The organism is Paraburkholderia nemoris (assembly GCF_905221015.1).
In the GTDB taxonomy this organism is placed as follows: domain Bacteria; phylum Pseudomonadota; class Gammaproteobacteria; order Burkholderiales; family Burkholderiaceae; genus Paraburkholderia; species Paraburkholderia nemoris.
Window position 1 is genome coordinate 1 of record NZ_CAJNBO010000032.1, and the last position, 21770, is coordinate 21770.

Genomic DNA, 21770 nt, shown 5'->3' on the forward strand with positions numbered 1-21770 from the left:
CGCGCAAAGCCTTGCCACTGCTGGCTCTCCCGCTTCCCGTGCCCCGGTGTCCGAAGCACGAAAGAGCGAGATTCTAGCGAGCCGCACGGCCCCTTGCAAGCGTTATTTTGATACGCATGGACTGCGCCAGAAATGGCGCGAGAATTGAAAACGAGTGGCACAACAAGCTCACCCGAAGCTCAGCCGAAAACCACCTCGTTCAGGCAGCCACGTGCTTCTGCATCGCGCGCTCGACAACGCTCAAATAATGATCGAGCCCCGGCGTCGTGCGGTTCCCTTCTTTTGCGCGGTCGTCCCATTTGCGCAGACGCAAGGCGTCTTCCGCATAGGGCTTCTGCAGGAACACCTCAGCCTCTTCCTTACTGAAGATGCCGCCTTGCAGTTCCAGGCTCCGCACCGAATCAGCGGAAAGCTGGCCGAAGTACGCATCGTCGATTGCGCAGAGGCAGCGCTTGGCGTCGACGTGCAACCGGATCGGCTCCAGCACCGCGTCCGACAACACCGGCCGCAAGAACGGCAGCGCGAAATACTGATGCAGATCGTCGATGCCCCGCTCCGTCGGCGTTTCCCCTTGCAGATTCAGCAGATGGCCGAGGTCATGCAGAAACGCGGCGGCGACGAGTTCATCGTCGGCACCCGCCTCTTCCGCCAGTGCGCCGCTTTGCAGCGCATGTTCAAGCTGCGTCACCGGCTCACCGCTATAGGCGAGCTTGCCGTATTGCTCATATAACGAACGGATATCGTTCAGACTCAATGCCACGTTCTTACTCCCACGGTAATGAAAAGGTCTTCAGATTGGTGAAGCTCTTCATCGCTTCCTGAACACCTTCCTTATAGCCAAGCCCAGAATCCTTGATGCCGCCGAACGGCGTCAGTTCGATCCGGTACCCTGGCACTTCCCACACGTTGACTGTTCCCACGCGCAATTCATTGATGAAGCGCGTGATCGCGTCCTGCCGGTTCGTGCACACACCGGACGACAACCCGAACGCCGTCCCGTTACTAATACGAATGGCGTCGTCGAGCGTATCGAAAGTGATGATCGGCGACACCGGGCCGAACGTTTCCTCGCGTACCAATGTCATTGACGGGTCGACGCCATCCAGCACCGTCGGCGAATAAAGCGCGCCGTCACGCTGGTTTCCGATGCGCAAGCGCGCGCCACTCGCCACAGCCTCGTTCACACGCGCCTCGAATAGTTGCGCCGCGGCGACGTCGATCACAGTGCCCATCTGATTGGCCGCGTCGAACGGATCGCCATAGGTCCACGCGCGCGTCTTCTCGACGACCAGATCGGTGAAATCCGCCGCGATGCTCTTCTGCACCAGGATCCGCTTGACTGCAGTACACCGCTGCCCGGAGTTCTTATACGAACCCTGCACGGCCAACGTTGCCGCACGATCGAGGTCGGCGTCTTCGAGCACGATCAGCGGATCGTTGCCGCCCAGTTCCAGCACAACGCGCCGGTAAGCCGCCTTCGCCGCAATGTATTTTCCGATCGCCACGCCACCGGTGAAAGTGACAAGATCGGCCAAAGGATGCGTAATCAGTTCATCGGCGATTTCGCGCGGATCGCCGGTCAGCACCTGCAGCATCGGCGTCGGCAAACCCGCTTCATAAAGAATGTCCGCCAGATAAAACGCCGACAACGGCACCTTCTCGGACGGCTTCAGCACCACGCGATTATTGGTTGCAATAGCCGGCGCAATCTTGTGCGCGACCTGGTTCATCGGATGGTTGAACGGCGTAATCGCGACGATCACACCCGCCAGCGGCTCACGCTGCGAAAACACCCGCCGCTTCTTGCCATGCGGTGTCAAATCGCAGGAAAAACTCTGCCCGTCGTCGCGCAAGGCTTCGATCGAGGCGAACTTGAACACATCGGCGACGCGGCCGATCTCATAGCGCGAATCCTGCTTCGACAAACCCGACTCGAGCGAAATCAGGTCAGAAGCTTCTTCAGTCCGCTCCCGCAGCAACGCTGCGGCGCGTTCGAGGATCTGCGAGCGCTCGTAGCGTGTGAGCTTCGCCTGATAGGCGGCGGCGTATTCGAACGCGGCGCGTACATCTTCGATGCTCGCCAACGGGACCGTGCCCACCCGAGTCCCTGAATAAGGATCGAACACGTCGAGCGTGCGCGAGCGCATCGCGTGCTCGCTTTTAAGCCGCAACGCTTCCGCCCGAAATGCCGGATGGTCCCGCAGCGCGGCGTTCATGATGGTGACACGTGATTCAAAGCGACGTCGAAGATATCGAAGTTGCGCAACCGTTTCCCGGAAGGCAAACCCTCGACGCGGCGATTGAACAGCAACGGCACTTCCTGCTCGGAGATCCCGCCGTGCGAGCGCAACGGCACGGTCAGTCCGGACAGATCGTGCTCATCGCGACGCGTGCCGAGCACCACATGCCGGGTACTCACCACGACGATATCGCCGACGCGGTCGTTCGGCAGCTCGAAGCGCTCGCACGCGGCGCGATTGTCGAGCACGACTTCAATGCCCTGCAATCCGCCGATCCGTTCGATCACCTGCGTAACGCTCACATCGTACGGCAGGTAAATCGTCGCGAACGAACCGAGCGCGCCGTGATGCACGACATAGGGATCGGTAATCGGCAAGATGACACGGGCGCGGCGAACGCCAAGCCAATCGTCCAGCACGTCCTGCAGATAGATCACATTCGGCTCGCCGGTCTTCGGATCGTGCTTGGCGTTCATGCCGTGGTCGGCGGTGAGGCCGATCACCCAGCCGAGCGCATCGAGCCTGGCGAGGTAGCCGTCCATCATTGCGTAAAACGCGTTCGCGCCTTCGGTACCCGGCGCCCATTTGTGCTGGATGTAATCGGTGGTCGACAGATACATCAGGTCGAGCTTGCGGGTTTCAGCCAGCCGCACGCCGGCGGCGAACACGAACTCGGACAAACCTGCGCTATACACATCGGGCACCGGCAAGCCGACCAGATCGAGTACTTCATCGATGCCGTTTTCTTCGTGCGTCACCTTGTCGGCTTTTTCCGCCGAGAAGCAGATGCCCTTCAATTGCCAGCCGAGCAGCCGGCGCAGCTTGTCTTTCGCGGTGACCACAGCGACGGCCGCGCCCGCTTCCGCCGCGGCAGCCAGCAAAGTCCCCGCGCGCAGATAGGCCGGATCGTTCATCATCACTTCCGCGCCTTCACCGCCGTTCGCGTCCGGGTCCCAGAAGTAGTTGCCGCAAATGCCGTGCACCGAGGGCGGCACACCGCACACGATCGAAAGATTATTCGGGTTGGTGAACGACGGAATCACACAGTCGCCCTTGAAGGCCGTGCCGCCCTTAAGCATCTTGCCGATGAAAGGCGCGACGCCGGCCGCGACCGCAGCTTCGAGATAATCGTATTCGCAGCCGTCGACGCACACTACGACCGTGGGTTGCGATGGCAGCCGGTAACTGCGGCCGTTGACTTCGATCGTACGTTCGCTTGCGTTTGCCATTGTTACCTTCCATCCGTTGAGAGCACGTGTGCTCCAGTCAATCCGTTGCAGCCAGTCTCAATCGTTCGACGCCGCCGACATCCGCACCGCGCCCAACTGCCCTGCGGGTTCGCACGCCTCACGCGCGCGCTGCAGGCCGCCGTTCACATGCGCATGCATCAACGCCGCGGCATGTTCGGCGTCGCGCGAGGCCAGCGCCGTCAGAATCGCGCGATGTTCGGCGAGCGAGCGTTCCATCGCATCGGCATGCACCACCAGCGCGGCGCGGCGAAACAGACTCAATTCGCTCACCAGCCTTCGATAGGTCTCATACAACTTCACATTGCCCGACGCCGCCACGATCGCGTCGTGAAACGCCACGTTGGCGCGCGCGTAGGCATCGTGATCCTGTGCATCGAGCGCGGCACGCATCGCGTCGAGCCACTCGCGCAACACCGCAAGCTTCTGCGCATCGATACGGGAAGCCAGCAGGCGGCACGCCGCTTCCTCAAGCACCGCGCGCACCGCATAAATCTCGTCCGCTTCCGCCAGCGATACTGTCCGCACGAACACGCCGCGGTTTTTCTCGGTGCGCACGAGACCCGCTTGCTCCAGCGCGCGAAACGCCTCGCGCACCGGCCCGCGCGACACTTGCAGACGCGCGGCCCAGTCGGCTTCGTTGAGTTTGTCGCCGGGCGCGATCGCCCCTTCGATGATGTGCCGTTCGATTTCGTCGCGGACCAGCGTCGTCAGCGAATGCCTGCGCACAACCTCAATCGGATCGACAGAAGCAGTTTGCATATATTCGGTCATTTTGACAAATTTCGCCACATCGATATGTGTTTGCGTGTTTGCGCGCCCGCCGCCAGGCATGCGCACGCAAACACAACAATCAGAAGATGCCCGTCAGTCCACCCGACGGCGCGGGACACGCGCCGCGATCAGCAGCAGCGCAGCAAGCGAGACCATCAGCAGAATCAGCGACAACGCGGAGGCCGGCAGGTAATACCCGCGCTCCACCTGCCCGACCACCACGATCGGCACCGTCGCAAAGCCTGGCGGGTATACGGTGAGCGTGGCGCCGAGTTCGCCGAGCGAGAGCGCGAAGCCAAGTGCGAGACTTGCGCGGATCGCCGGCACCAGTTGCGGCAGCACGACGCGACGCAGCACCATCGACGGCGGGGCTCCGAGGCTCGCCGCCGCTTCGCGCAGAATGGTCAATTCCGGGCGCAACGCGGCGGCCGCGCAGCGGCAGCAGAACGGCAGCACCAGCGCGAGCTGCACGAACACGACGATGGCCGCCGAGCTCGACAGATCGAGCGGACGCTTGTGGTACGCGATCAGCACGGCCAACCCGAGCACCACGCTCGGCACGCCGTTGGGCATCATCGCAATGGTGTCGACGAATGCGCCGAGACCACGGCGGTCACGGCCTTCGAGCGCCAGTGCCAGCCAAAGCCCGAGAATCGTGCCGAGCACGGCGACGCCCATGCCGATTCCGAGGCTCGTCGTCAGCGCGTCGAAGTCGCTGGAACCTAGCCGCTCGAACCAGCGCGTGCTGAGGCTGTCCGGCAGGATCGTGCCCGACCAGTGCCCGGCGACGCTCGACAGCGCGACCACCAGCACCGGCAACACGAACAGCCAGAAGCACAGTAACGCGGCAAAGCCGAGAAACAGACTGCCGAGTATGCGCACCGGCAGACTGCGGCGCACCGATCGCGCCTTCTTGTGCATGACCGGCAAAACGGTTGGGTCGAGTTCAACGGCCATGACCCGCTCCTTTCACCTTGCGACGGTTCACCTGGCGGTACAACGCGTACAGCGACAACGACATGATCAGCATCACAACCGCGCCGGCGGCGGCGGTCGGCAGATCCAGGTCGACGGTCGCCGAGCTGTAGATCGCGACCGGCAGCGTAATCAGATGCGCGCTGCCGAGCACGAGCAGAATGCCGAACTCGTTCAACGTCAGCAGAAAACACAGGATCGTGCCCGCGGCGATGCCCGGCCACGCGAGCGGCAGGATCACCTTGAACGCGACCATCCAGCCGCTCGCGCCGAGACTGCGGGCGGCTTCGATCAGACGCATGTCGAGCGTGGCGAAGGACGCCAGCGTAGGACGCACGACGAACGGCGCGTAGAAGACCACTTCCGCGAGAATCACGCCGCCCACGCCGAACAGGAAATTGAGCGGCGGCGCCTCGAGATGAAACAGCTGCTGCAAGGCGATGCTGACCGAGCCTTGCGAGCCGTACAGAAAGATCAGCGTGAACGCGACCAGAAACGAGGGGAACGCGACGAACAGTTCAAGAAAACGCGTGACCATGCGCGCACCGGGAAACGGCTTGAAGAACAATAGCGACGCGAGACCGATACCGAGCAAGGACGCAAGCCCGGCGCTCACACACAGAATCCACAGCGTGGTGCCGACTACGCCGCGCGTTTCCGGATTGCCGAAAAACGCCGAGTAGGCCTGCAGACTCAAACCATGCGGACCGGTGAAACTCAGCAGTACCAGACGCACGAGCGGATAGATCACCAGCGGACCCAGCACGACCACCGCAAGGAACAGCAGGTGCCATTGCGCCGCGCGTTCGCGTCGCTTCACCGCCGCCGTGTGCGAGGCCGCGCTCGCGCTGCGGCGGGCATCGCCAGCGGCTTCGCTGATCGAATTGGGGGTATCAGGGGTTGATAAGGACGACATCGTCAGCCTCATAACGCAGGGAAACACGCGCGCCCTTCTCCGGCATCATGCCGTGGCCACGCTGCATGGTGACGAGCACGGGCTCGTTAGGCATCGCGTCCAGAGCGACCGACACCGACAGCACCGCGCCGTACCATTCGACCGACGTAATCGCGCCATGCAACTGGCCTTCGCCAAGTGGCACGATACGCAACGCTTCCGGACGCAGACAGGCCACCCGCTCGCGCTCGTTGTAGCGCACGTCGTCCATGCCGAATGCCACCTGCGGCGGCAACAGATTGGCCGCGCCCAGATAGCGCGCGACGAAACCGTCGTTCGGCGTGTCGTACAACTGCTGCGGCGTGCCGAGTTGCGCGATGCGGCCTTCGCGCATCAGCAGCGTACGGTCGGACAGCACCAGCGCGTCGTCCTGATCGTGCGTCACGCAGACGATCGTCAGATTCGGCAGGCGCTCGTGCAGCGCCTTCAGCTCGGAACGCACCGAGGCGCGCAGATTGGCGTCGAGTGCGGAAAGCGGTTCGTCGAGCAACAACACATCGGGCTCGATCACGAGCGCACGCGCGAGCGCCACGCGCTGCTGCATACCACCCGACAATTGCGCGGGCATGTGATGCCCGGCGTCGCCCAGTTGCACGAGCTTCAAGGCATCAGCGACACGTCGCGCGACATCCTTCGACTGCGTGCGGCGCGCACGCAAGCCGAAAGCCACGTTGTCGAATACCGATAGATGCGGGAATAGCGCATAGCTCTGGAACAGCAAGCCGAGATTGCGCTTATGCGGCGGCACGTGCGTCAGGTCGTGACCGGCAACGGTCAAGGTGCCCGACAGTCCGTCCGCTTCGATGAACCCGGCGATGAAGCGCAACAGCGTGGTCTTGCCGCAACCACTGCGGCCGAGCACGGTGAGCAACTCGCCGCGCTGAATGGTCAGCGACAGATCGTCGAGCACGGTGCGCGTGCCGAAGCGCACCGTCAGATGGTCGATCTGTACGCCGCCCGGCGTGTTCGAACGCGCGCCGTCGAGCGCGTCCGGTGAGGCGCCGAGCGCGCCTGGGTGAGCAAGACTGGCCGTATTCACCGGGTTCATCCTCCAACTGGATTAATGCTGATACGGCGCCCGCACGGATGCGGGAAGCGCCGCCTGACTCAATTGCGAACTGCGGCTTACTTCGGCTTGACGACTTCGAGCTGCTTGCCCGACGAACCGATCACATCGCTCTTCCAACGTGCCGTCCAGTCCGCCTTCTTCGCCATCACTTGCGTCCAGTCCACCGGGATCAGCGTCACGCCGGCGATCGCCTTCTTGACTGCTTCGCCGTTCTTGCCGGCGAGCGGTACGTCCGTGCGGCCCGGGATACCGAAGATGTCCGGCACCTTGGATTGCACATCGGTCGACATCAGGTAGTCGATCAGCTTCTTGCCTTCAGCCTGGTTCGGACCGTTCTTGATCAGGCCGATCGCGTACGGCAGCTGGAACGTGGTCGGCTTATCGCCGGCTTTGGCTGCGAGGAAGATCGGCTTGAGCGACAGGCCGCCGTTCGCTGCATCGTCCAGATCCATCTGCAAGTCGCCGTTGGCGAAGGCGATTTCGTTACGCGAGAGCAGCACGTCGAGGTAGCCCGTGCCCTTGGTGTGGAACTTGGCGCTCTCTTCGAGCTTCTTCAGATAGTCGAACGCCTTGTCTTCGCCCATCAGCGACGTGGTCAGGATGATCACGGCCATACCGTCGCCAGCCGTAGCCGGGTTCGAGTAGGCGACCTTGCCGGTGTAGTCCGGGTGCAGCAGGTCGGCGAAGGTCTTCGGTTGGTTCTTGGTCACGTCCGGGTTGATCGCGAACGAGAAGTAGTTGTTCACGAAAGTCGCCCACGAACCGTTCGGCGCCTTGGCAATCGCTGGCACGTTCTTGTAGTTGGCGCTCTGATAAGCCTGCAGCAGGCCGGCCTGGTCGGCTTGCTGGATGAACGGCGGCAACGTGACGATCACGTCGGCCTTCGGCTGATCCTTCTCGATGGTGGCGCGGTTCACCACTTCGCCGCTACCTGCCGTGACGATGTTGACCTTCACACCTTCCTTCTTTTCGAAGGCCGGCAGCACATCCTTATAGAGGTTTTCGAGGCCGTCGGCGGTGTACAGCACCACGGCGTCAGCCGCATGGGCCTGCATCGCCGCGCCGCCGAATGCTGCCGCGGCGATCAGCGCCGGCAACAGTTTGCGTGCGAGGCCAGCCGTGGCGTGAAGGGAATTCGTCTTTGTCATGTCGCTCTCTCCGAAAGGCAAAAAACCAGACGGTCGGGATATCCCGATACCTGTTGTGATTGAACGGCGGTAGCGCCGCGCCGCTTGCGTGTTGCCCGCAGCCAGTTGCAGTGCAGTTTCGCCCGAATTTGCGGGGATTGCAGATTGCCGACAACTTTGCTGCTTCTTCTCCAGCCTGACTTACAGCTCACCTACGAGACTCGCGCTGCCGGCCATGCCTGAACGGGCACGGCAAGGATCACAGGTTTCCATGACAACGCCATGACGATTCTGGCGAATTCCAACAATTGACACAATTCGCCAATAATATCCAAATCAATCTTTTCGTCACCCTGCCCGGGCGACGGACATTCATCTGATGACGGAGGCGCTGTGATTCCTGGAAACGATCCAATCCTGCTGACCCCGGGCCCGTTGAGCACTTCGCCGCAAACCCGCGAGGCGATGCTGCGCGACTGGGGCTCGTGGGACGCCGCGTTCAACCGTATGACCCATAGCGTGTGCGCCGACCTCGTCAAAATCGTACATGGCGAAAATGACTATGTTTGCGTACCGCTGCAAGGCAGTGGCACGTTCGCGGTCGAAGCGGCGCTCGGCACGCTGGTGCCGCGTCAAGGCTGCGTGCTGGTTCCGAACAACGGCGCGTATTGTGCCCGTCTGATCCGAATATTGCAGCGTATGGGGATCGCTTATGTCGAGCTGCCGCTGAATGAGGACGAACCCGTCAGCCCCGCCGCGATTGAAGACGCCTTCAATCTTGATTCGCGCATCACTCACGTCGCGCAAGTCCATCTGGAAACGAGCGCCGGTCTGCTCAATCCGCTCGACGATATCGCCGCGGTGTGTCAGCGGCACGGCAAAAGCCTGATCGTCGACGCGATGAGCTCGTTCGGCGCGCTGCCGATCGATTTGCGGCGCGGCGGCATCGACGCGCTGATCTCGGCGAGCGGCAAATGCCTGGAAGGCGTGCCGGGCATGGGATTCGTGATTGTGCAGCGCAGCGTGCTGGAGCGGAGCGAAGGACGCTCGCCGTCGCTCGCGCTGGATCTGTACGATCAATACGTTTATATGGAGAAGACGACCCAGTGGCGCTTCACGCCGCCGACTCATGTGGTCGCGGCTTTGCGTCAGGCGCTGGATCAGTTCATCGCCGAAGGGGGACAAGCGGCGCGCGGCGCACGCTATACGCAGAACTGCGCGGCGTTGGTAAGCGGCATGAAAGCGCTCGGCTTCGAACCGTTTCTGAAACCCGACGTGCAGGCGCCGGTGATCGTCACGTTCTACGCGCCGCGCGACCCCGCGTGGAATTTTGCAAACTTTTATGCCGCGGTGCGCGAGGCGGGTTACGTGCTGTATCCGGGCAAGCTGACGCAAGTGGACACATTCCGCGTGGGCTGCATCGGCGCGATCGATGCGGACGAGCTACGTAAAGCAGTGGCCGCGATCGACCGGACGCTGAAATGGCTTGGGATTCGCGTGAAGTGACGTGGCGTGGATGCCGCGGAGCAGCCGCGGCGCGCAGGTATGCGGGGCGCTCGCTCGTGCGCTTCTCCGCTCTGGCCACCTGCCGCCCGTGTGCTCCATGGGCGCAGCCGCTCAGGCGATCAGGATTTCCGGCCCATGCGCCGTGATCGCCTTGCCGAGCGCCTTCTCCGGCGCCAGCTCGGTGACCAGATAACGCGCCGATTCGATCCCGTTGATGCGCACCGGGGTCACGCGCCCGAACTTCGAGTGGTCGGCGACAACCACCACCATGTCGGCGGCGGCGATCATACGGCTGCGCACTTCGGCGGCCATGCGGCTGTAGTCGGTCAGGTAGCCGTCCGGCGAAATGCCGCCCGCGCCGATGAAGGCGAAATCCGCGTGGTACTGCGTCAGCTGATGCACAGTGTCGAGGCCGAAGGTGGCGTCTTCGATATCCGACAGCTCGCCGCCGAGCAGCGTCACACGGTTATCGTTGCGGCGGCCAAGCAGCAGCGCGATACGCCAGTCGTTCGTATAGACCGACAGCCGATGGCGGTCGAGCAGCGCCCGGGCCACTGCCTGGGTGGTGCTGCCCGAATCGATGATCAGCGAAGCGCCGTCCGGCACGAACTCTGCCGCGCGTTCGCCGATGGCCCGCTTGGCGCCGGCGTTGGCGGCTTCGCGCGTATCGAGGTCGGGCTCGCGCCGGTCGCTGGAGAGCGCGCCGCCGTGGGTCGTGACGAGCAGACCGCGCCCGGCCAGCGCATTCAGATCGCGGCGGATGGTCTCGCGCGACACATTCAGTTCGCGCACCAGTTCAGCGACCGAGAGCGCGCCGGTTTTAGCGACTTGCGCCAGGATGTATTGGTGACGTTGTTCTGCGAGCATCTATTGGAGGCCGGGAACCGGCACGCTTGGGTTTCGCCACGATTGGAGAAGGCCGCGGTATTGTATTACGCGTGGCGCGGGGACGCTCCTCTTATGGCGCTTACCTGCTAATCTGAACGCCCTGGCCGCGCGCCGACGCCTGTCGAAGCCGCGTAGTCCGTCAACCGAACTGCCGATGCCGCCACTGTTTCGCCGTTTACTGCTGCTGTTCCACGCGTTGCGTTATGGCGCACGCCTGATCTGGCTTGCCGCCCCATCCGACCACAAACTGCACTGGATGATCGACCTGATCGGCCGTGTGCACGCGGCCGGGCGCAACGGCGCGAGCCTGCACGGCGTCCTGCCCGCGCTCGGGCCGCTCGCGAGCCGCTTCGCACAGACCCTGGTCGAACGGCCCGAACTCGCGAGCGGCACCCTGCACGACGCCATCGACGCAATCGATCATCTCGAAGCCGCGCTGCCGCCGCGGGAATCCGAACAGGCTTTGGCACGCGCATTCGGCCGGCCGCTCGCCACGATCTTCAGCGCCGTCGATCTGGTGCCGGTGCGCGGCGGCTTTGCCGAACAGACGCACTTCGCGCGGCTCATCGTGCCGGTCAACGGCCATAGCGAAGTGGCCATCAAGCTGGTGCACGCCGATCAGTTGCAACAGATCGGCGACGAGCTCGCGCTTCTGCGCTGGGTCGCGCGCTGGCTGGAGAAATTTTCCGGCTCGGCCCGCCGCCTGCAACTGCGGACGTTGGCGCAGACCTTCACCGACGACATCCAGCGCCGTTTCGATCTGCGCGCCGAAGCCGCCAATCTGAGCCAGACCGGCCATCATTTCGACGGCGACCGGCGCATCGTCGTGCCGGACGTGATCTGGGACCTGTGCACCAACCAGACACTGACGATGCAGCGCGTCAGCACCTTGCCCGCAAGCGACCTGCCCGGCCTGCATTTGCATCACGTCAAGCTGGCGCCGCTGGCCGCGCATATCGTCGAGGTGGTAACTGAACAGGCATTCGAGCACGGCTTCTTTCACGCGACGCTCGATGCGCGCAAGGTGCGCGTGAGCATCGAACCGGACACGCTGGGGCGCCTCGTGCTGGCGGAGTTTTCGATCATGTCGAGTCTATCGACCGGCGAGCGCGAATTCTTCGTGCACGGCGCGACTGCGCTCTTCGACCAGGACTACGGCCGGCTTGCCGAACTGCATCGCGACGCCGGCCATGTGTCCGACGACACGCGCAAGGAAATGCTCGAAGCCGAATTGCGCACGCGCGCCGAAGCGCACTTTGCAGCCGCGCCGGAGGACCGCTCGGCGGGTTCGCTATTTCATCATCTGCTGCACGCGGTGCATCCGTTCGACGGCGCCGTGTCCGGGCGGCTCGCCACCGCCCAGCGCTCGTTCCAGCAGGCGGAAATGCTGGCGCGTGCGCTGCATCCAGGCGTCGATACGTGGAATGTCACACGCGGCGTGCTGGCGGGTATAGCGCGGCGCGACATGGATCACCGCGGCTGGATCAAGCGCATCTCGCGCGAGTTGCCCCATCTGGCGCATATGCTGCCGCGCGTGCCGCAACTGGCCGTGCGCTATCTGCAGCATGAGCACGATCGCGCCCGCACGCCGCAGCAGAATGCGCAGCTGATGGTGGACATCAGCCGTGAATATCGGCGCACGCGTGTGCTGCTGTGGGCGTGCGCGGTGTGCGGCGGAGTACTCGGCGCGGGGACGGTATTGCTGATGTGGTGATGATTGCAGCTTCGAACAAGACGCGCGTCTTGTATCCAGGCAAGATGGCGGCTTTTGAAGCGACCTTTTGCCGATGCTCGCCTCCTCTATCGCCGCTGTATTCGTCGTGTTGTGGTCGACCGGCTTCGTGGTCGCCCGGGCGATCACACCGTATGCCGATCCCAATCTGTTCCTGCTCGCGCGCTTCGGCGGCACCGCGCTGATATTCGCGCTTGCCGCGCTCGCTGCACGCGCCGCCTGGCCAACCGGCCGCGATCTCGGCAAGCACCTGATAGCGGGCGCACTGCTGCAAGGCGTCTACCTCGGCGCGGGCTACTGGGCCGTCGCACAGGGGTTGAGCGCCGGTGTGATGGCCTTGCTCGGCGCATTGCAGCCGCTCGCGACTGCAGCAGTCGCGGCCCCGCTATTCGGCGAGCGGCTTTCGCGGCGTGGCTGGACCGGGATGGCGCTCGGCCTCGCCGGCGTCGTGCTGGTTCTCGAACCGAAACTCGCCGCGGCCGCGCCGTCTGCCTCGCATGGCGACGCGCCGCCATGGCTGGTCGTGCTTATTTCGATCCTCGCGATTGGCGCGATCACTGCAGGCACGCTGTTTCAGAAGACTTCGCTGGCGAAGGCCGATATCCGCAGCGCAAGTGCGGTGCAGAACTTCGGCGCGGCGGCCGTTGCGGCGATGCTTGCGCTAGTGCTCGGCGAGCATCGCTGGATTGCATCGGCCACTTTGTGGGGGGCGCTGGCGTGGGGCATCGTGATGCTCTCCGGAATCAGCGTCACCTTACTGGTGTGGATGGTCAGGCGCGGCGATGCGGCGCGCGCCACCGCGCTGATGTTTCTCGCGCCGCCGCTCGCCGCGCTCGAAGGGTATGTCGGCTTTGGCGAAACGCTCCTGCCGGTGCAGATCGCTGGCTTTGCGTTGGCGTTGGTGGGCGTGGTGCTGGCGCGGTCGTGAGCTTTTTCGATCGACGCCAAGCGGCCTGCGTCGGTCAATGCGCGTTCGTCGCGCGTCCTCCGGGCGGCTTGTTTGGCCGCGCCAAGGTGGTCAAGTCCGATATCGGCTCAGCACCCGAACCTGCCACTCAACCCACCGCTTAATCCGCTGTATCGGCGCCGGCCGGCACTTTCGCGCGCACCTTGCTGCCCGGGGCCGGCGCCCAGGCCGGGCGGCTCTTGCGCGCCGAATCCACCACGACGATGTAGCGCCCCGCCCACGGCGTCACCTGGCGATCGCTTTTCAATACCCACAGCGATTTGCCCGACTCGACGAGCGCGACATATTCAGCGTCGAGAATGCCGTAGTGGTCGATAAACGAGTTGAGCGACGCGGGAATCCGCACGCAGCCCTTCGAATGGCGAATACCGAGCAGCGGCTCAAGCCGGTCAGGATCGGTGGCGTGCATCTGGAAACGCATCTGCGACATGCCGCCCTTGCCCCAACCGCGCTCGCCCTGCGCCCAGCCTAGGTCGAAGATCCGCATGTCGCGCTTGCCATAGCCGCGGATGTGGTTCTCGTTCAGCGTGCCTTCTGAGCGAAAGTCCATGTTGGACGGCGTATGTTCGAACACGCCGAGCGGCGTGATGAAGTGGTCGTACTCGCCAGGCCGGCCCGTCGAGACCGGCGAAGCGCCGATCATCTGCCAACCGTCGGACGGCGCTGCCCGGAAATAGATAAACAGCGCCTGCACGTTGGCGTTGCGATCGACCAGCACGACATACTCGCCCGACAGGCTGCCGAGCAGGTGCTCGCCGAGCGCCGTTTGCAGGCGATCGGCATAGGCGCGCTGCTCCGCGGCCGGCACTTTCAGCCGGCGCGTGACGTCTTGCGCGAACACGTCACGCAGCATGAACGCGCGACGTGGGTCGACCACGCCGGCCGCATCGGGCGCGGCAACGGCCGACGCGTCGACCGCGCGCGCCGCGTGGTTCGCCACTACGGACGCCGATGGCCGTGCAAGCGTGGCGCCCGAAGCCGAGACCGATGGAGAAGCCGCCGTGCCCGACGCCGCCACAGCGACGCCATATGACACCGCACAAAAGACAGCCGTGAACACGCGCGCCAGACATCGCACTGAACCAACGGCGCGCACGAAACGCGGCACGAAGCGTAAATCCGACATACACACCACTTCGCTTCGACGATCTACCGATGCGGAAGTACTGCGGTCCGGTGCAGGCTGGCCAGGCCAATTGGGGTAGTTCATCGCGTATTTGAGCAAACCTGATTATTATTGACTGCTCGCCGGCTCATGCGGCGCTCGGAACGAGGATGTTACTAAGCGCATTGGCATCTGTCGATGAAGACTCGGCCAATTCACCCAAATCACCGCATTAACAACCCATATTCAACGCTCCGCGCCTCGGTTTTAAAAGCAGCGCAAAGTGAATTGAAAGCCAATATCCACGATAAAACCGTGAAACCGATTCATCACGACATGCTCGCAAAATCGACTCGTACGTGAACCGGTCGCTCATGCAATCAACGCGAGCGTTCATGATTGACACTCGCGTTACCGCACATGGAGGAAAGAGGAACATGACGCAACAGGACCCAGCCGCACGCCAGGCAAGCATCGCAGCGGAAATGCACATCGCCGCCGAGTTCGACGCCGCACAGGAAATCGAGCGCCGGGTCGCCTTTCTGGCGAACTATCTACGCAGCAACGGCCTGAAAACTTACGTGCTCGGTATCAGCGGCGGCGTCGATTCGACTACCGCTGGCCGGCTTGCACAACTCGCGGTCGAGCGGCTACGCGCCGAACATTACGACGCGCGTTTCGTCGCGATCCGTTTGCCTTACGGCGTGCAAAAAGATGAAGCCGACGCGCAGCAGGCCTTGAGCTTCATTCGCGCGGACGAAAATCTCACCGTCGACATCAAACCTGCCGCCGATGCAATGCTCGCCGCGCTGGATAACAGCGGCGTGCGATTTAACGACGACTCCCAGCAGGATTTCGTCCACGGCAATATCAAGGCGCGTCAGCGAATGATCGCGCAATACGCGGTAGCCAGCGCGCGGGCGGGCGTGGTGATCGGCACGGATCACGCGGCCGAATCGGTGATGGGATTTTTCACGAAGTTCGGCGACGGCGGCGCCGACGTGCTGCCGCTCACTGGCCTGAATAAACGTCGTGTGCGGGCACTGTCCAAAGCCTTGGGCGCACCCGAATCGCTGGCGCACAAGGTGCCGACCGCGGACCTGGAAATGTTGCGTCCACAACGACCTGACGAAGACGCGTACGGCATCCCTTACGACGATATCGACGACTTTCTGGAAGGCAAACCAGTGAGCGACGCCGCGCGCGCAACGGTCCTGCGCTTCTACGACGTCACGCGGCACAAGCGGGCGCTGCCCTACACGCCGTTCGATTGGCCGGTGAAGACAGGCGAGAAATGAAAAAAGGGGAGTAACAACCGGAATGTGCGGGGAGGACGCACGCGAGGAATTTGCGCCTGACGCAGCGCGTTCTCACCGCTCGACACATTCGAAGCAATCGGCAAATGCGGTTGCGACTGACTCAGTGAGCAGGCGGTGTGTCGTCACTGAACAGATCGGCGCTGGCTTCGAGCGTCAAGCCACCTAACTGCTTGCCGTGAATCTGCCGCGCGATCACCTCGCCCACATATGGCACTTCCGCGTTTAACTCGACCGTGGCGTAGGCGCTGGGCTTCCCGGCATCGACCACCTCGACGTTTTTCGCGTAATGCCCAAGCTCACGCTTGAGGAACTCACGCACTTCCTGCTCGCTGCACGATTCCGCGATATTGCGCACGATCAGGTTCATGCCGCCTACCCTCGGCGCGCGCTGCGATCCGCGGCCTGTACCCGCACCGGGCGCAGCGCTGCACGCTGTTTCGCCTGAGCAGCCGCGAGTTCGCGGATCAAGGCGGCGCCGGCCGCACCCACAGCAGCCAATGTCAGATAGAAGGCAATCATTTAAATCTCCCCTTCGAATTTCGTCCTGTTTTCAGGATAGCCACAATCGACAACAAAAGCGATGCGACACAATGTCGTAAAAACGGACCTACAAAAACTTCCGTTAATGCACTGTACCTGAATAAGCGGCCGTAAAAATAGCAAAACACATGTTCATTCAGCGGTGCAGGCCCGGCACACGCGCCAGACGCGGACGCTGCGCAAAAACCGGGCCGCACCGGACAGCGACATTTATCGCCACCGGCATCCTACGGGGGGACGTGGGCAAAGGGCGGGCTGATCGTCGGGATCAGTCCGCCGCTTGCACGTTTGCCGCGCTCACCCACCATGCATTCTTGCCTTGCGGCACGTGAACCAGTACCGCGGATGGATCGTCGACGCCGTCGTCGGCAACTTCACATACCGTCAAACCGTCCGGCAGGCGTTTCACCTCGCCGGCCGCCTGAAACAGTGCGACGCGCTGCGCGTTCAGCGGCCGCAGTTGCCGGTACACGTCGAAACTGATTGCTGCGGGCACGTCGCCGCGAATCTGCAGCGAGTCGGCACTGCCGCAGTGCACGGACTCGGCGGCAAGCGCCGTAGCGCTGCCGAACAGACAGCCGAATGCGAGCGCCAAGGCGGTAAGGCGTGAATGGGTCATGGTGGTTCTCCGGGAATATGTTGGGACAGCGCGCTGCGAGCGGCGCTGAATGGACGCGAATCAACCGCGGGGACAACGCAGGCAAAGACAGGCAGCCTCATGGCGCGCTTTCGCGACCGTCGCCTCGTCCGTTGCTGTCGCCGGTTGCGACATCGAGACGGCTCACGTCGCAAGACGTCTGGCTGAAGCCCGAATACACCACCGACCAGTTACCGACAATCGCGGCTTGCGCCTCCGCGAGGCTCAGCTTCCCTTCGCAAACGCAGCGTTTGAGCATGACCGCGGCGCGCGCCTTGCGACGCTCGCCCTGGTGGCCTGCCCACGGCAGAAGATCGAGATTGGCGGGTGCGTTCGGCGAGCCGCCGAGCACGATGGGCACGCGCCTGTCCAGCGCGAAAGAGGGACCGTTGTCGGCATCGATGCCGCGTGCGGCAAGCATGCGGTCCTTGCGGGCCATCAATTCGTCGAACGGGGGTGCAACCGTGTCCGCATAGCCGGGTCGGCAAATCGTTTCGCCGACGGACTCCTGCGTGACGCGCTCGTCTAGCATCGATGAATCCTGAGCCCGGACTTCACCGATTCGCAAAGCAAGTAGCACGGTGAAGCCGAGCAGGAACGCAAGACGCACCTTGCGGCCGGGACGCGCGGCACTGCACCGGCGCGCGAGCGTCGACGGAGCCTCCTGATGTGTCCTGCTGGTTGCGTCGCTGTAATAGATGATGCGGCGCCTGTCTGCAATGCCTGCGTTCATTCGTCGGCGCGCCGGCAGCGGCGCGCAATAGTTCAATTCGCAGACTAATTAAAACACATTCAATATCCCTACGCGAACAACGCATACCTACGCAGCTTGGCGAAGATGCACCCCGCTGTGCTCGCAGGTGAACGCCGGCGCGGTCCTGGCGTGCACGAATACACGTGGCAGGACCGTGCCGACACACCGCACCAAGGCAATGCAGTTACCTGGGCCGCGCCCAGGCACGGCTCAGGCACCGCGCAACCGCAAGCTACTGCGCCTTTTGCACCACCCGAGCCTGCAAGGCGCGGATACGGAAGAGCGCCTGGGTGTTGGACACCGTCGTGTCGTACATCTTGGCGAGATCCGCCTTGAGCGCGGTACGCGAACCACCGTCGAGATAGACCATATGCCCCGACGGATAAAAACGCGCCGACAGATTCTGCCGGACCTGCTGGCTGACAAGCGGCATTTGCTGCAGATCGAGCACGGTCTGATAGAACGGCGTGACGTAGTCGAAGAAACCGTTTGCCGATAGCACCTTCAGATCAGGATTGAGCGCCATCACGGCGGCAAGGTCGCCGGCGGTGTACAGAATGATGTTGCCCTTCGCGTCGAGCCCCTTCTGCGCGCCGGTCGGATCGATATGGCTGAAGTCCCAATACTGGAATGCCTGATCGTTGAGGTCCGTGAAAGCCGAATTCGACGTGTATTTCAACTGCTCGTTCAGATACACGTTCCACATCGTCGTATAGACGCCGGTCACCGCCGTCATGGTCGGATCGTTGCCGCCGGAATTCGGGTCGATCTTGCCGGCGATGCCAGTGTTGATTGCCGTCACGCGGCCGTCGTACTCGCCAAGCGCGAGACCCTGCGATTTCAGCAGCGTGGTCAGGAACAGCGAATTGCCGCGGCTGTCGTACGAGGCGATATCGAGGCTCCAGGCAAGCAAGGTGGTTTTGTCGATACCGGTGTATTCGCTGAGTTTTTCGACCGTTGCGGAATCCGTCGTCGGAAACTTGCGCAGCGCCGCCAGGTAGTCGGTGCGCGCGAATTGCGCCACCTCTTCGGCAAACGTGCCGAGGTCGGTCGGCCGCGGTGCAATGCCGAGCTTCTTGTGATACCACGCGTCCGCCGCGGTGGTGGGCAACGCGCCGACCGGGTTGCCCGATTGCGTGTAGTCGAGAATGGACGATTGCAGCGTAATGCCGTTCAGATCGACGCCGTCTTCGTGCAGCCGGTACGCCAGCACGCAACTGCGCGCCGTGCCGTAAGACTCGCCGAACAGGTACTTCGGCGAATTCCAGCGATTGTTCTTGGTGAGAAAGCGCTTGATGAACTGCTTGATCGAGTCGGCGTCCTGGTCGACACCCCAAAAGGCGCGGTTCGTCTTCGGCGCGATGGCCGCCGAGTAGCCCGTGCCGACCGGATTGATGAAGACGAGGTCGCTCTTGTCGAGCAGGCTGTCCGGGTTGTCTTCCATCGAATACGGCGCGGGCGGCGTAAAGCCCGGCATCGACGTCTTGATGCGGCGCGGCGCGAACGAGCCCAGCAGCACGAACACCGAAGACGAGCCCGGGCCGCCGTTGTAGAAGAACGTTACCGGGCGGGTTTCCTCCTTCTGGTTGTCCTGCGTGAAGGCCACGTAGAACATCTTGGCTTCAGGCTGCGAACTGCTTGGGTCAACAATGACGAGGTGACCCGCCGTCGCCGTGTAGTTGATCTTCTGGCCGCCGATCGTGGTCGAATGGTGCGTGACCGCGGCTGTTTCAGTGGTATCGGTGACGGAATCGTCCGGTCCGTTGCCATAAGCGACCGGATCGAAGAACGGCTGATCTCCACCTTTGTGCGACGCACCGGCGGCGGCCGTTGCGGACGAAGCATGCGTGTTGTGTGACGACTGCGGACTAACGGAAGCTGACTCGGTGTTCGTCATGATCGCTCCATGGATTCGTTAAAGTCTTGGTGTGTCTTGGTGTGTCTCTCTTGATGTGTATCGATGTCTCTTGATGTCACCTTTGTGTCCTGCGGTGCCTGCGTCGCCTGAGGGCAAGCACCATACCGCCTGCGGCCTGAACGCAACGCACTCGGGACCAAGCGCGGACAGCCGGTGAGCGCCGGGGCCGGCAATCAGCGATGCGCCTTCCGGACTGAACCGCGACTCATCAGACTATAGTGCCGCCGCCACCTTCTGACCATGGGGACTGCCGAGTCCCGTGCACGCATCCCAGCCTGGCGACGCGGCGAAGCTGCCATTGTTGCCCTGGGTGATGTCGTTGAACGCGCCCGGCGCCTTGTACAACTTCGGGTTGATGAAGCCGGCCGGTTGCCCCTTCGCCGCGTTGATCCGCGCGATCAACGCGGCCCATAGCGGTGCAACCGCGCTGGTGCCGCCGACCACCGTCTGCGTGCCGTCGATCAATACGCTATAGCCGGTGATGGGCGACGCATCGCCGGCCACGTCCGGCACGCCGCGCCCGCTGAGCGCCGTCTTCGCGCCGCTCGACGAAGTGGCCGACAGACCCTGCTGCCACACCGGCACAGAAAAAGTCCGGCTCACGCCACCACCGCCTGCCCCGCCCTGCGCGCCGTCGTTCCACACCACCTCGTGCGAAATCGATGTGCCCGATGCGGTCAGGCTCGTGCCACCGCATGCCAGCACGTAAGGGCTCGACGCCGGAAAGTCGACCTGATCGCCGCTGGAACCGTCGCTCGAGCCGCTATCGCCCGACGCCGCGCAGACCGTCACACCGAGTGCTGCCGCCGTTTGCAGCACGCTGTTGAACGCCTGCTGCGACTGGCTGGTCCAGTTCGACTCCGGGCCGCCCCAACTGATCGAGACGACCGAAGGTTTGTTGGTCGTGTCATGCACCGCGCGGCTTACCGCGTCGATGAAACCCGCATCGCTGTTCTGCGTGAAATAGACCGCGATCGTCGCGCCAGGCACAATCGCACCGACGATTTCGATGTCGAGCGTGACTTCGCCGTCGGGCCCGTTCGGGTCGCCGCTCGGCTGATTGCTACCCTGATCGACACCGACAGATTTCACCTTGGGTGAAGCGACGCCCAAGCTCGCAAAGTAACTCTTGAGGTCGGACGCGTTGTACCCACCGCCGAGTTCGATGATGCCGACGCATTCGCCGCTGCCGTCGCCTTGCGGAAACTGATACAACGACGCGAGTTGCAGCGGCGTAAAGGACGCCTGATGCGCTTTGGCCGGCTGGAACGGCGGCCGGATGCGAAAGTGCGGCCGCGCCTGAGGCCGGTTATCGAGGCCGAGCACGGCTTGCACGATGCCGTGCAAATCGTCCGGCACACTGATCGTGCCGGTTCGGCCGCGGAACTGGCCCGCAGTGTGGTGCTGGTAATGTTCCAGCTTGACGCCGAAGGCGGTCTGGAACTGCGCGATTGTGCCGCTCAGCACCACCTGGCGCGCTGCCGGATCTTCCCGCACCACCGTCAGGCCGTGTGCAGTGGCAAAAGCTTTGACCTTCGCGATGTCGTCCGGAGTGGCGCTGTAATCTTTTGCAAAGGCCTCCCGCGATAGAGGTTTGACGCTCGGGTCGCCCGCTTCAATCTTGCTCATCAGTGCATCGAACTGCGCCTGGTGTGGACGGCGCAACATCACGAAAACCTCGATCCGTTCTGCCGGATCGCATTGCCCAACGACTGTCGAACCTTGTTCCGCCGTGCGCTCGCTTCCTGGCAACGGTTGTCTATTGACCATGGTGTCGATTCTCCTGTTAGCGTGACGGCGCGGGCCGCAAGGTGGACCCCAGGCACGGCACGCGCCTCCACGAACTCTCCGCCGCGTGGCCAGCAGCGGATTGCTGTTTCAAGGACTTCGCCAAATCGTCCGACCCATGCATTCGAACACAGTTCCGGCATGCGCGGCAGTTGTCCGAATGGCTAACGTCGCGTTCGATCAATGCGCATCGTGCAGCACCCGCGCTATCATGCTGAAGCGGCAATCC

20 protein-coding genes are annotated in these 21770 nt (G+C 63.1%); 4 read left to right on the plus strand and 16 right to left on the minus strand.

Going from position 1 to position 21770, the window contains the following annotated elements; genetic code table 11:
- Positions 1 to 199: 199 nt before the first annotated feature.
- The 8 genes from KHO33_RS34565 to phnS all read right to left on the minus strand — a co-directional run bounded on the left by KHO33_RS34565 (position 200) and on the right by phnS (position 8408).
- The gene (locus tag KHO33_RS34565) at positions 200 to 760 is read right to left on the minus strand and encodes a phosphonate degradation HD-domain oxygenase (protein WP_200566912.1); all 561 of its coding nucleotides are present in this window, start codon (positions 758 to 760) and stop codon (positions 200 to 202) included.
- Positions 761 to 764: 4 nt separating this feature from the next.
- Positions 765 to 2216 carry a phosphonoacetaldehyde dehydrogenase gene (gene phnY / locus KHO33_RS34570; RefSeq protein WP_200566911.1) on the minus strand — a complete coding sequence of 484 codons (1452 nt, stop codon included), beginning with the start codon at positions 2214 to 2216 and terminating at the stop codon, positions 765 to 767.
- Positions 2213 to 3469, minus strand: coding sequence for a phosphonoacetate hydrolase (gene phnA, locus KHO33_RS34575; protein WP_200566910.1), 1257 nt, complete (start codon positions 3467 to 3469; stop codon positions 2213 to 2215). The genes phnY and phnA overlap by 4 nt, the downstream gene beginning before the upstream one ends.
- A gap of 57 nt (positions 3470 to 3526) precedes the next feature.
- Positions 3527 to 4261 (minus strand): phosphonate utilization associated transcriptional regulator, encoded by a 735-nt coding sequence (locus KHO33_RS34580; protein WP_054039280.1) that lies wholly within the window; start codon positions 4259 to 4261, stop codon positions 3527 to 3529.
- 93 nt (positions 4262 to 4354) lie between these two features.
- Complete coding sequence (gene phnV, locus KHO33_RS34585) at positions 4355 to 5218, minus strand: 2-aminoethylphosphonate ABC transport system, membrane component PhnV (protein WP_200566909.1); 864 nt, start codon at positions 5216 to 5218, stop codon at positions 4355 to 4357.
- Positions 5208 to 6152 (minus strand): 2-aminoethylphosphonate ABC transporter permease subunit, encoded by a 945-nt coding sequence (locus tag KHO33_RS34590; protein WP_200566908.1) that lies wholly within the window; start codon positions 6150 to 6152, stop codon positions 5208 to 5210. The genes phnV and KHO33_RS34590 overlap by 11 nt, the downstream gene beginning before the upstream one ends.
- Entirely contained in the window at positions 6130 to 7230 is a 1101-nt protein-coding gene (gene phnT, locus KHO33_RS34595) for a 2-aminoethylphosphonate ABC transport system ATP-binding subunit PhnT (RefSeq protein WP_054039278.1), read from the minus strand. Before phnT ends, KHO33_RS34590 begins: the two co-directional genes overlap by 23 nt.
- Before the next feature lie 86 nt (positions 7231 to 7316).
- Positions 7317 to 8408, minus strand: coding sequence for a 2-aminoethylphosphonate ABC transporter substrate-binding protein (gene phnS / locus KHO33_RS34600; protein WP_093632797.1), 1092 nt, complete (start codon positions 8406 to 8408; stop codon positions 7317 to 7319).
- A 375-nt stretch (positions 8409 to 8783) separates the two neighbouring features.
- Here phnS and KHO33_RS34605 point away from each other — a divergent pair, with 375 nt between their 5' ends.
- Positions 8784 to 9893, plus strand: a complete 1110-nt coding sequence (locus KHO33_RS34605) for a 2-aminoethylphosphonate--pyruvate transaminase (RefSeq protein WP_200566920.1) — start codon at positions 8784 to 8786, stop codon at positions 9891 to 9893.
- A gap of 111 nt (positions 9894 to 10004) precedes the next feature.
- On the opposite strand, the gene KHO33_RS34610 is transcribed toward KHO33_RS34605, so the two are convergent.
- Positions 10005 to 10760 (minus strand): DeoR/GlpR family DNA-binding transcription regulator, encoded by a 756-nt coding sequence (locus KHO33_RS34610; protein WP_093632798.1) that lies wholly within the window; start codon positions 10758 to 10760, stop codon positions 10005 to 10007.
- A 175-nt stretch (positions 10761 to 10935) separates the two neighbouring features.
- Here KHO33_RS34610 and KHO33_RS34615 point away from each other — a divergent pair, with 175 nt between their 5' ends.
- Entirely contained in the window at positions 10936 to 12495 is a 1560-nt protein-coding gene (locus KHO33_RS34615) for an ABC1 kinase family protein (RefSeq protein ID WP_200566907.1), read from the plus strand.
- Positions 12496 to 12568: 73 nt separating this feature from the next.
- On the plus strand, positions 12569 to 13441 hold the full coding sequence (locus tag KHO33_RS34620; RefSeq protein ID WP_200566906.1) for a DMT family transporter: 873 nt from the start codon (positions 12569 to 12571) through the stop codon (positions 13439 to 13441).
- 139 nt (positions 13442 to 13580) lie between these two features.
- Here KHO33_RS34620 and KHO33_RS34625 read toward each other — a convergent pair whose 3' ends face one another.
- Entirely contained in the window at positions 13581 to 14606 is a 1026-nt protein-coding gene (locus tag KHO33_RS34625) for a L,D-transpeptidase (protein WP_234480733.1), read from the minus strand.
- Between the two features lie 416 nt (positions 14607 to 15022).
- Between KHO33_RS34625 and nadE the strand changes: the two genes are divergently transcribed.
- Positions 15023 to 15883, plus strand: coding sequence for an ammonia-dependent NAD(+) synthetase (nadE, locus tag KHO33_RS34630; protein WP_200566904.1), 861 nt, complete (start codon positions 15023 to 15025; stop codon positions 15881 to 15883).
- Positions 15884 to 16004: 121 nt separating this feature from the next.
- On the opposite strand, the gene KHO33_RS34635 is transcribed toward nadE, so the two are convergent.
- The 6 genes from KHO33_RS34635 to KHO33_RS34660 form a co-directional block, all read right to left on the minus strand.
- Complete coding sequence (locus tag KHO33_RS34635) at positions 16005 to 16271, minus strand: RNA-binding protein (protein ID WP_054039246.1); 267 nt, start codon at positions 16269 to 16271, stop codon at positions 16005 to 16007.
- 5 nt (positions 16272 to 16276) lie between these two features.
- Entirely contained in the window at positions 16277 to 16423 is a 147-nt protein-coding gene (locus KHO33_RS34640) for a hypothetical protein (RefSeq protein WP_172737774.1), read from the minus strand.
- Between the two features lie 289 nt (positions 16424 to 16712).
- Positions 16713 to 17063, minus strand: a complete 351-nt coding sequence (locus KHO33_RS34645) for a hypothetical protein (protein ID WP_054039244.1) — start codon at positions 17061 to 17063, stop codon at positions 16713 to 16715.
- A 97-nt stretch (positions 17064 to 17160) separates the two neighbouring features.
- Positions 17161 to 17814, minus strand: a complete 654-nt coding sequence (locus KHO33_RS34650) for a hypothetical protein (RefSeq protein ID WP_200566903.1) — start codon at positions 17812 to 17814, stop codon at positions 17161 to 17163.
- A 253-nt stretch (positions 17815 to 18067) separates the two neighbouring features.
- The gene (locus tag KHO33_RS34655) at positions 18068 to 19732 is read right to left on the minus strand and encodes a S10 family peptidase (RefSeq protein WP_200566902.1); all 1665 of its coding nucleotides are present in this window, start codon (positions 19730 to 19732) and stop codon (positions 18068 to 18070) included.
- 234 nt (positions 19733 to 19966) lie between these two features.
- Positions 19967 to 21523, minus strand: coding sequence for a S53 family peptidase (locus KHO33_RS34660; protein ID WP_200566901.1), 1557 nt, complete (start codon positions 21521 to 21523; stop codon positions 19967 to 19969).
- Positions 21524 to 21770 lie beyond the last annotated feature (247 nt).

Bases quoted from the DNA above. Each gene is read 5' to 3' on its own strand.
- phnY (WP_200566911.1), bottom strand. From the start codon at position 2,216: ATGAACGCCGCGCTGCGGGACCATCCGGCATTTCGGGCGGAAGCGTTG.
- phnA (WP_200566910.1), bottom strand. From the start codon at position 3,469: ATGGCAAACGCAAGCGAACGTACGATCGAAGTCAACGGCCGCAGTTAC.
- KHO33_RS34580 (WP_054039280.1), bottom strand. From the start codon at position 4,261: ATGACCGAATATATGCAAACTGCTTCTGTCGATCCGATTGAGGTTGTG.
- phnV (WP_200566909.1), bottom strand. From the start codon at position 5,218: ATGGCCGTTGAACTCGACCCAACCGTTTTGCCGGTCATGCACAAGAAG.
- KHO33_RS34590 (WP_200566908.1), bottom strand. From the start codon at position 6,152: ATGTCGTCCTTATCAACCCCTGATACCCCCAATTCGATCAGCGAAGCC.
- phnS (WP_093632797.1), bottom strand. From the start codon at position 8,408: ATGACAAAGACGAATTCCCTTCACGCCACGGCTGGCCTCGCACGCAAA.
- KHO33_RS34610 (WP_093632798.1), bottom strand. From the start codon at position 10,760: ATGCTCGCAGAACAACGTCACCAATACATCCTGGCGCAAGTCGCTAAA.
- KHO33_RS34615 (WP_200566907.1), top strand. From the start codon at position 10,936: ATGCCGCCACTGTTTCGCCGTTTACTGCTGCTGTTCCACGCGTTGCGT.
- KHO33_RS34620 (WP_200566906.1), top strand. From the start codon at position 12,569: ATGCTCGCCTCCTCTATCGCCGCTGTATTCGTCGTGTTGTGGTCGACC.
- KHO33_RS34625 (WP_234480733.1), bottom strand. From the start codon at position 14,606: ATGTCGGATTTACGCTTCGTGCCGCGTTTCGTGCGCGCCGTTGGTTCA.
- nadE (WP_200566904.1), top strand. From the start codon at position 15,023: ATGACGCAACAGGACCCAGCCGCACGCCAGGCAAGCATCGCAGCGGAA.
- KHO33_RS34635 (WP_054039246.1), bottom strand. From the start codon at position 16,271: ATGAACCTGATCGTGCGCAATATCGCGGAATCGTGCAGCGAGCAGGAA.
- KHO33_RS34640 (WP_172737774.1), bottom strand. From the start codon at position 16,423: ATGATTGCCTTCTATCTGACATTGGCTGCTGTGGGTGCGGCCGGCGCC.
- KHO33_RS34645 (WP_054039244.1), bottom strand. From the start codon at position 17,063: ATGACCCATTCACGCCTTACCGCCTTGGCGCTCGCATTCGGCTGTCTG.
- KHO33_RS34650 (WP_200566903.1), bottom strand. From the start codon at position 17,814: ATGAACGCAGGCATTGCAGACAGGCGCCGCATCATCTATTACAGCGAC.
- KHO33_RS34655 (WP_200566902.1), bottom strand. From the start codon at position 19,732: ATGACGAACACCGAGTCAGCTTCCGTTAGTCCGCAGTCGTCACACAAC.
- KHO33_RS34660 (WP_200566901.1), bottom strand. From the start codon at position 21,523: ATGGTCAATAGACAACCGTTGCCAGGAAGCGAGCGCACGGCGGAACAA.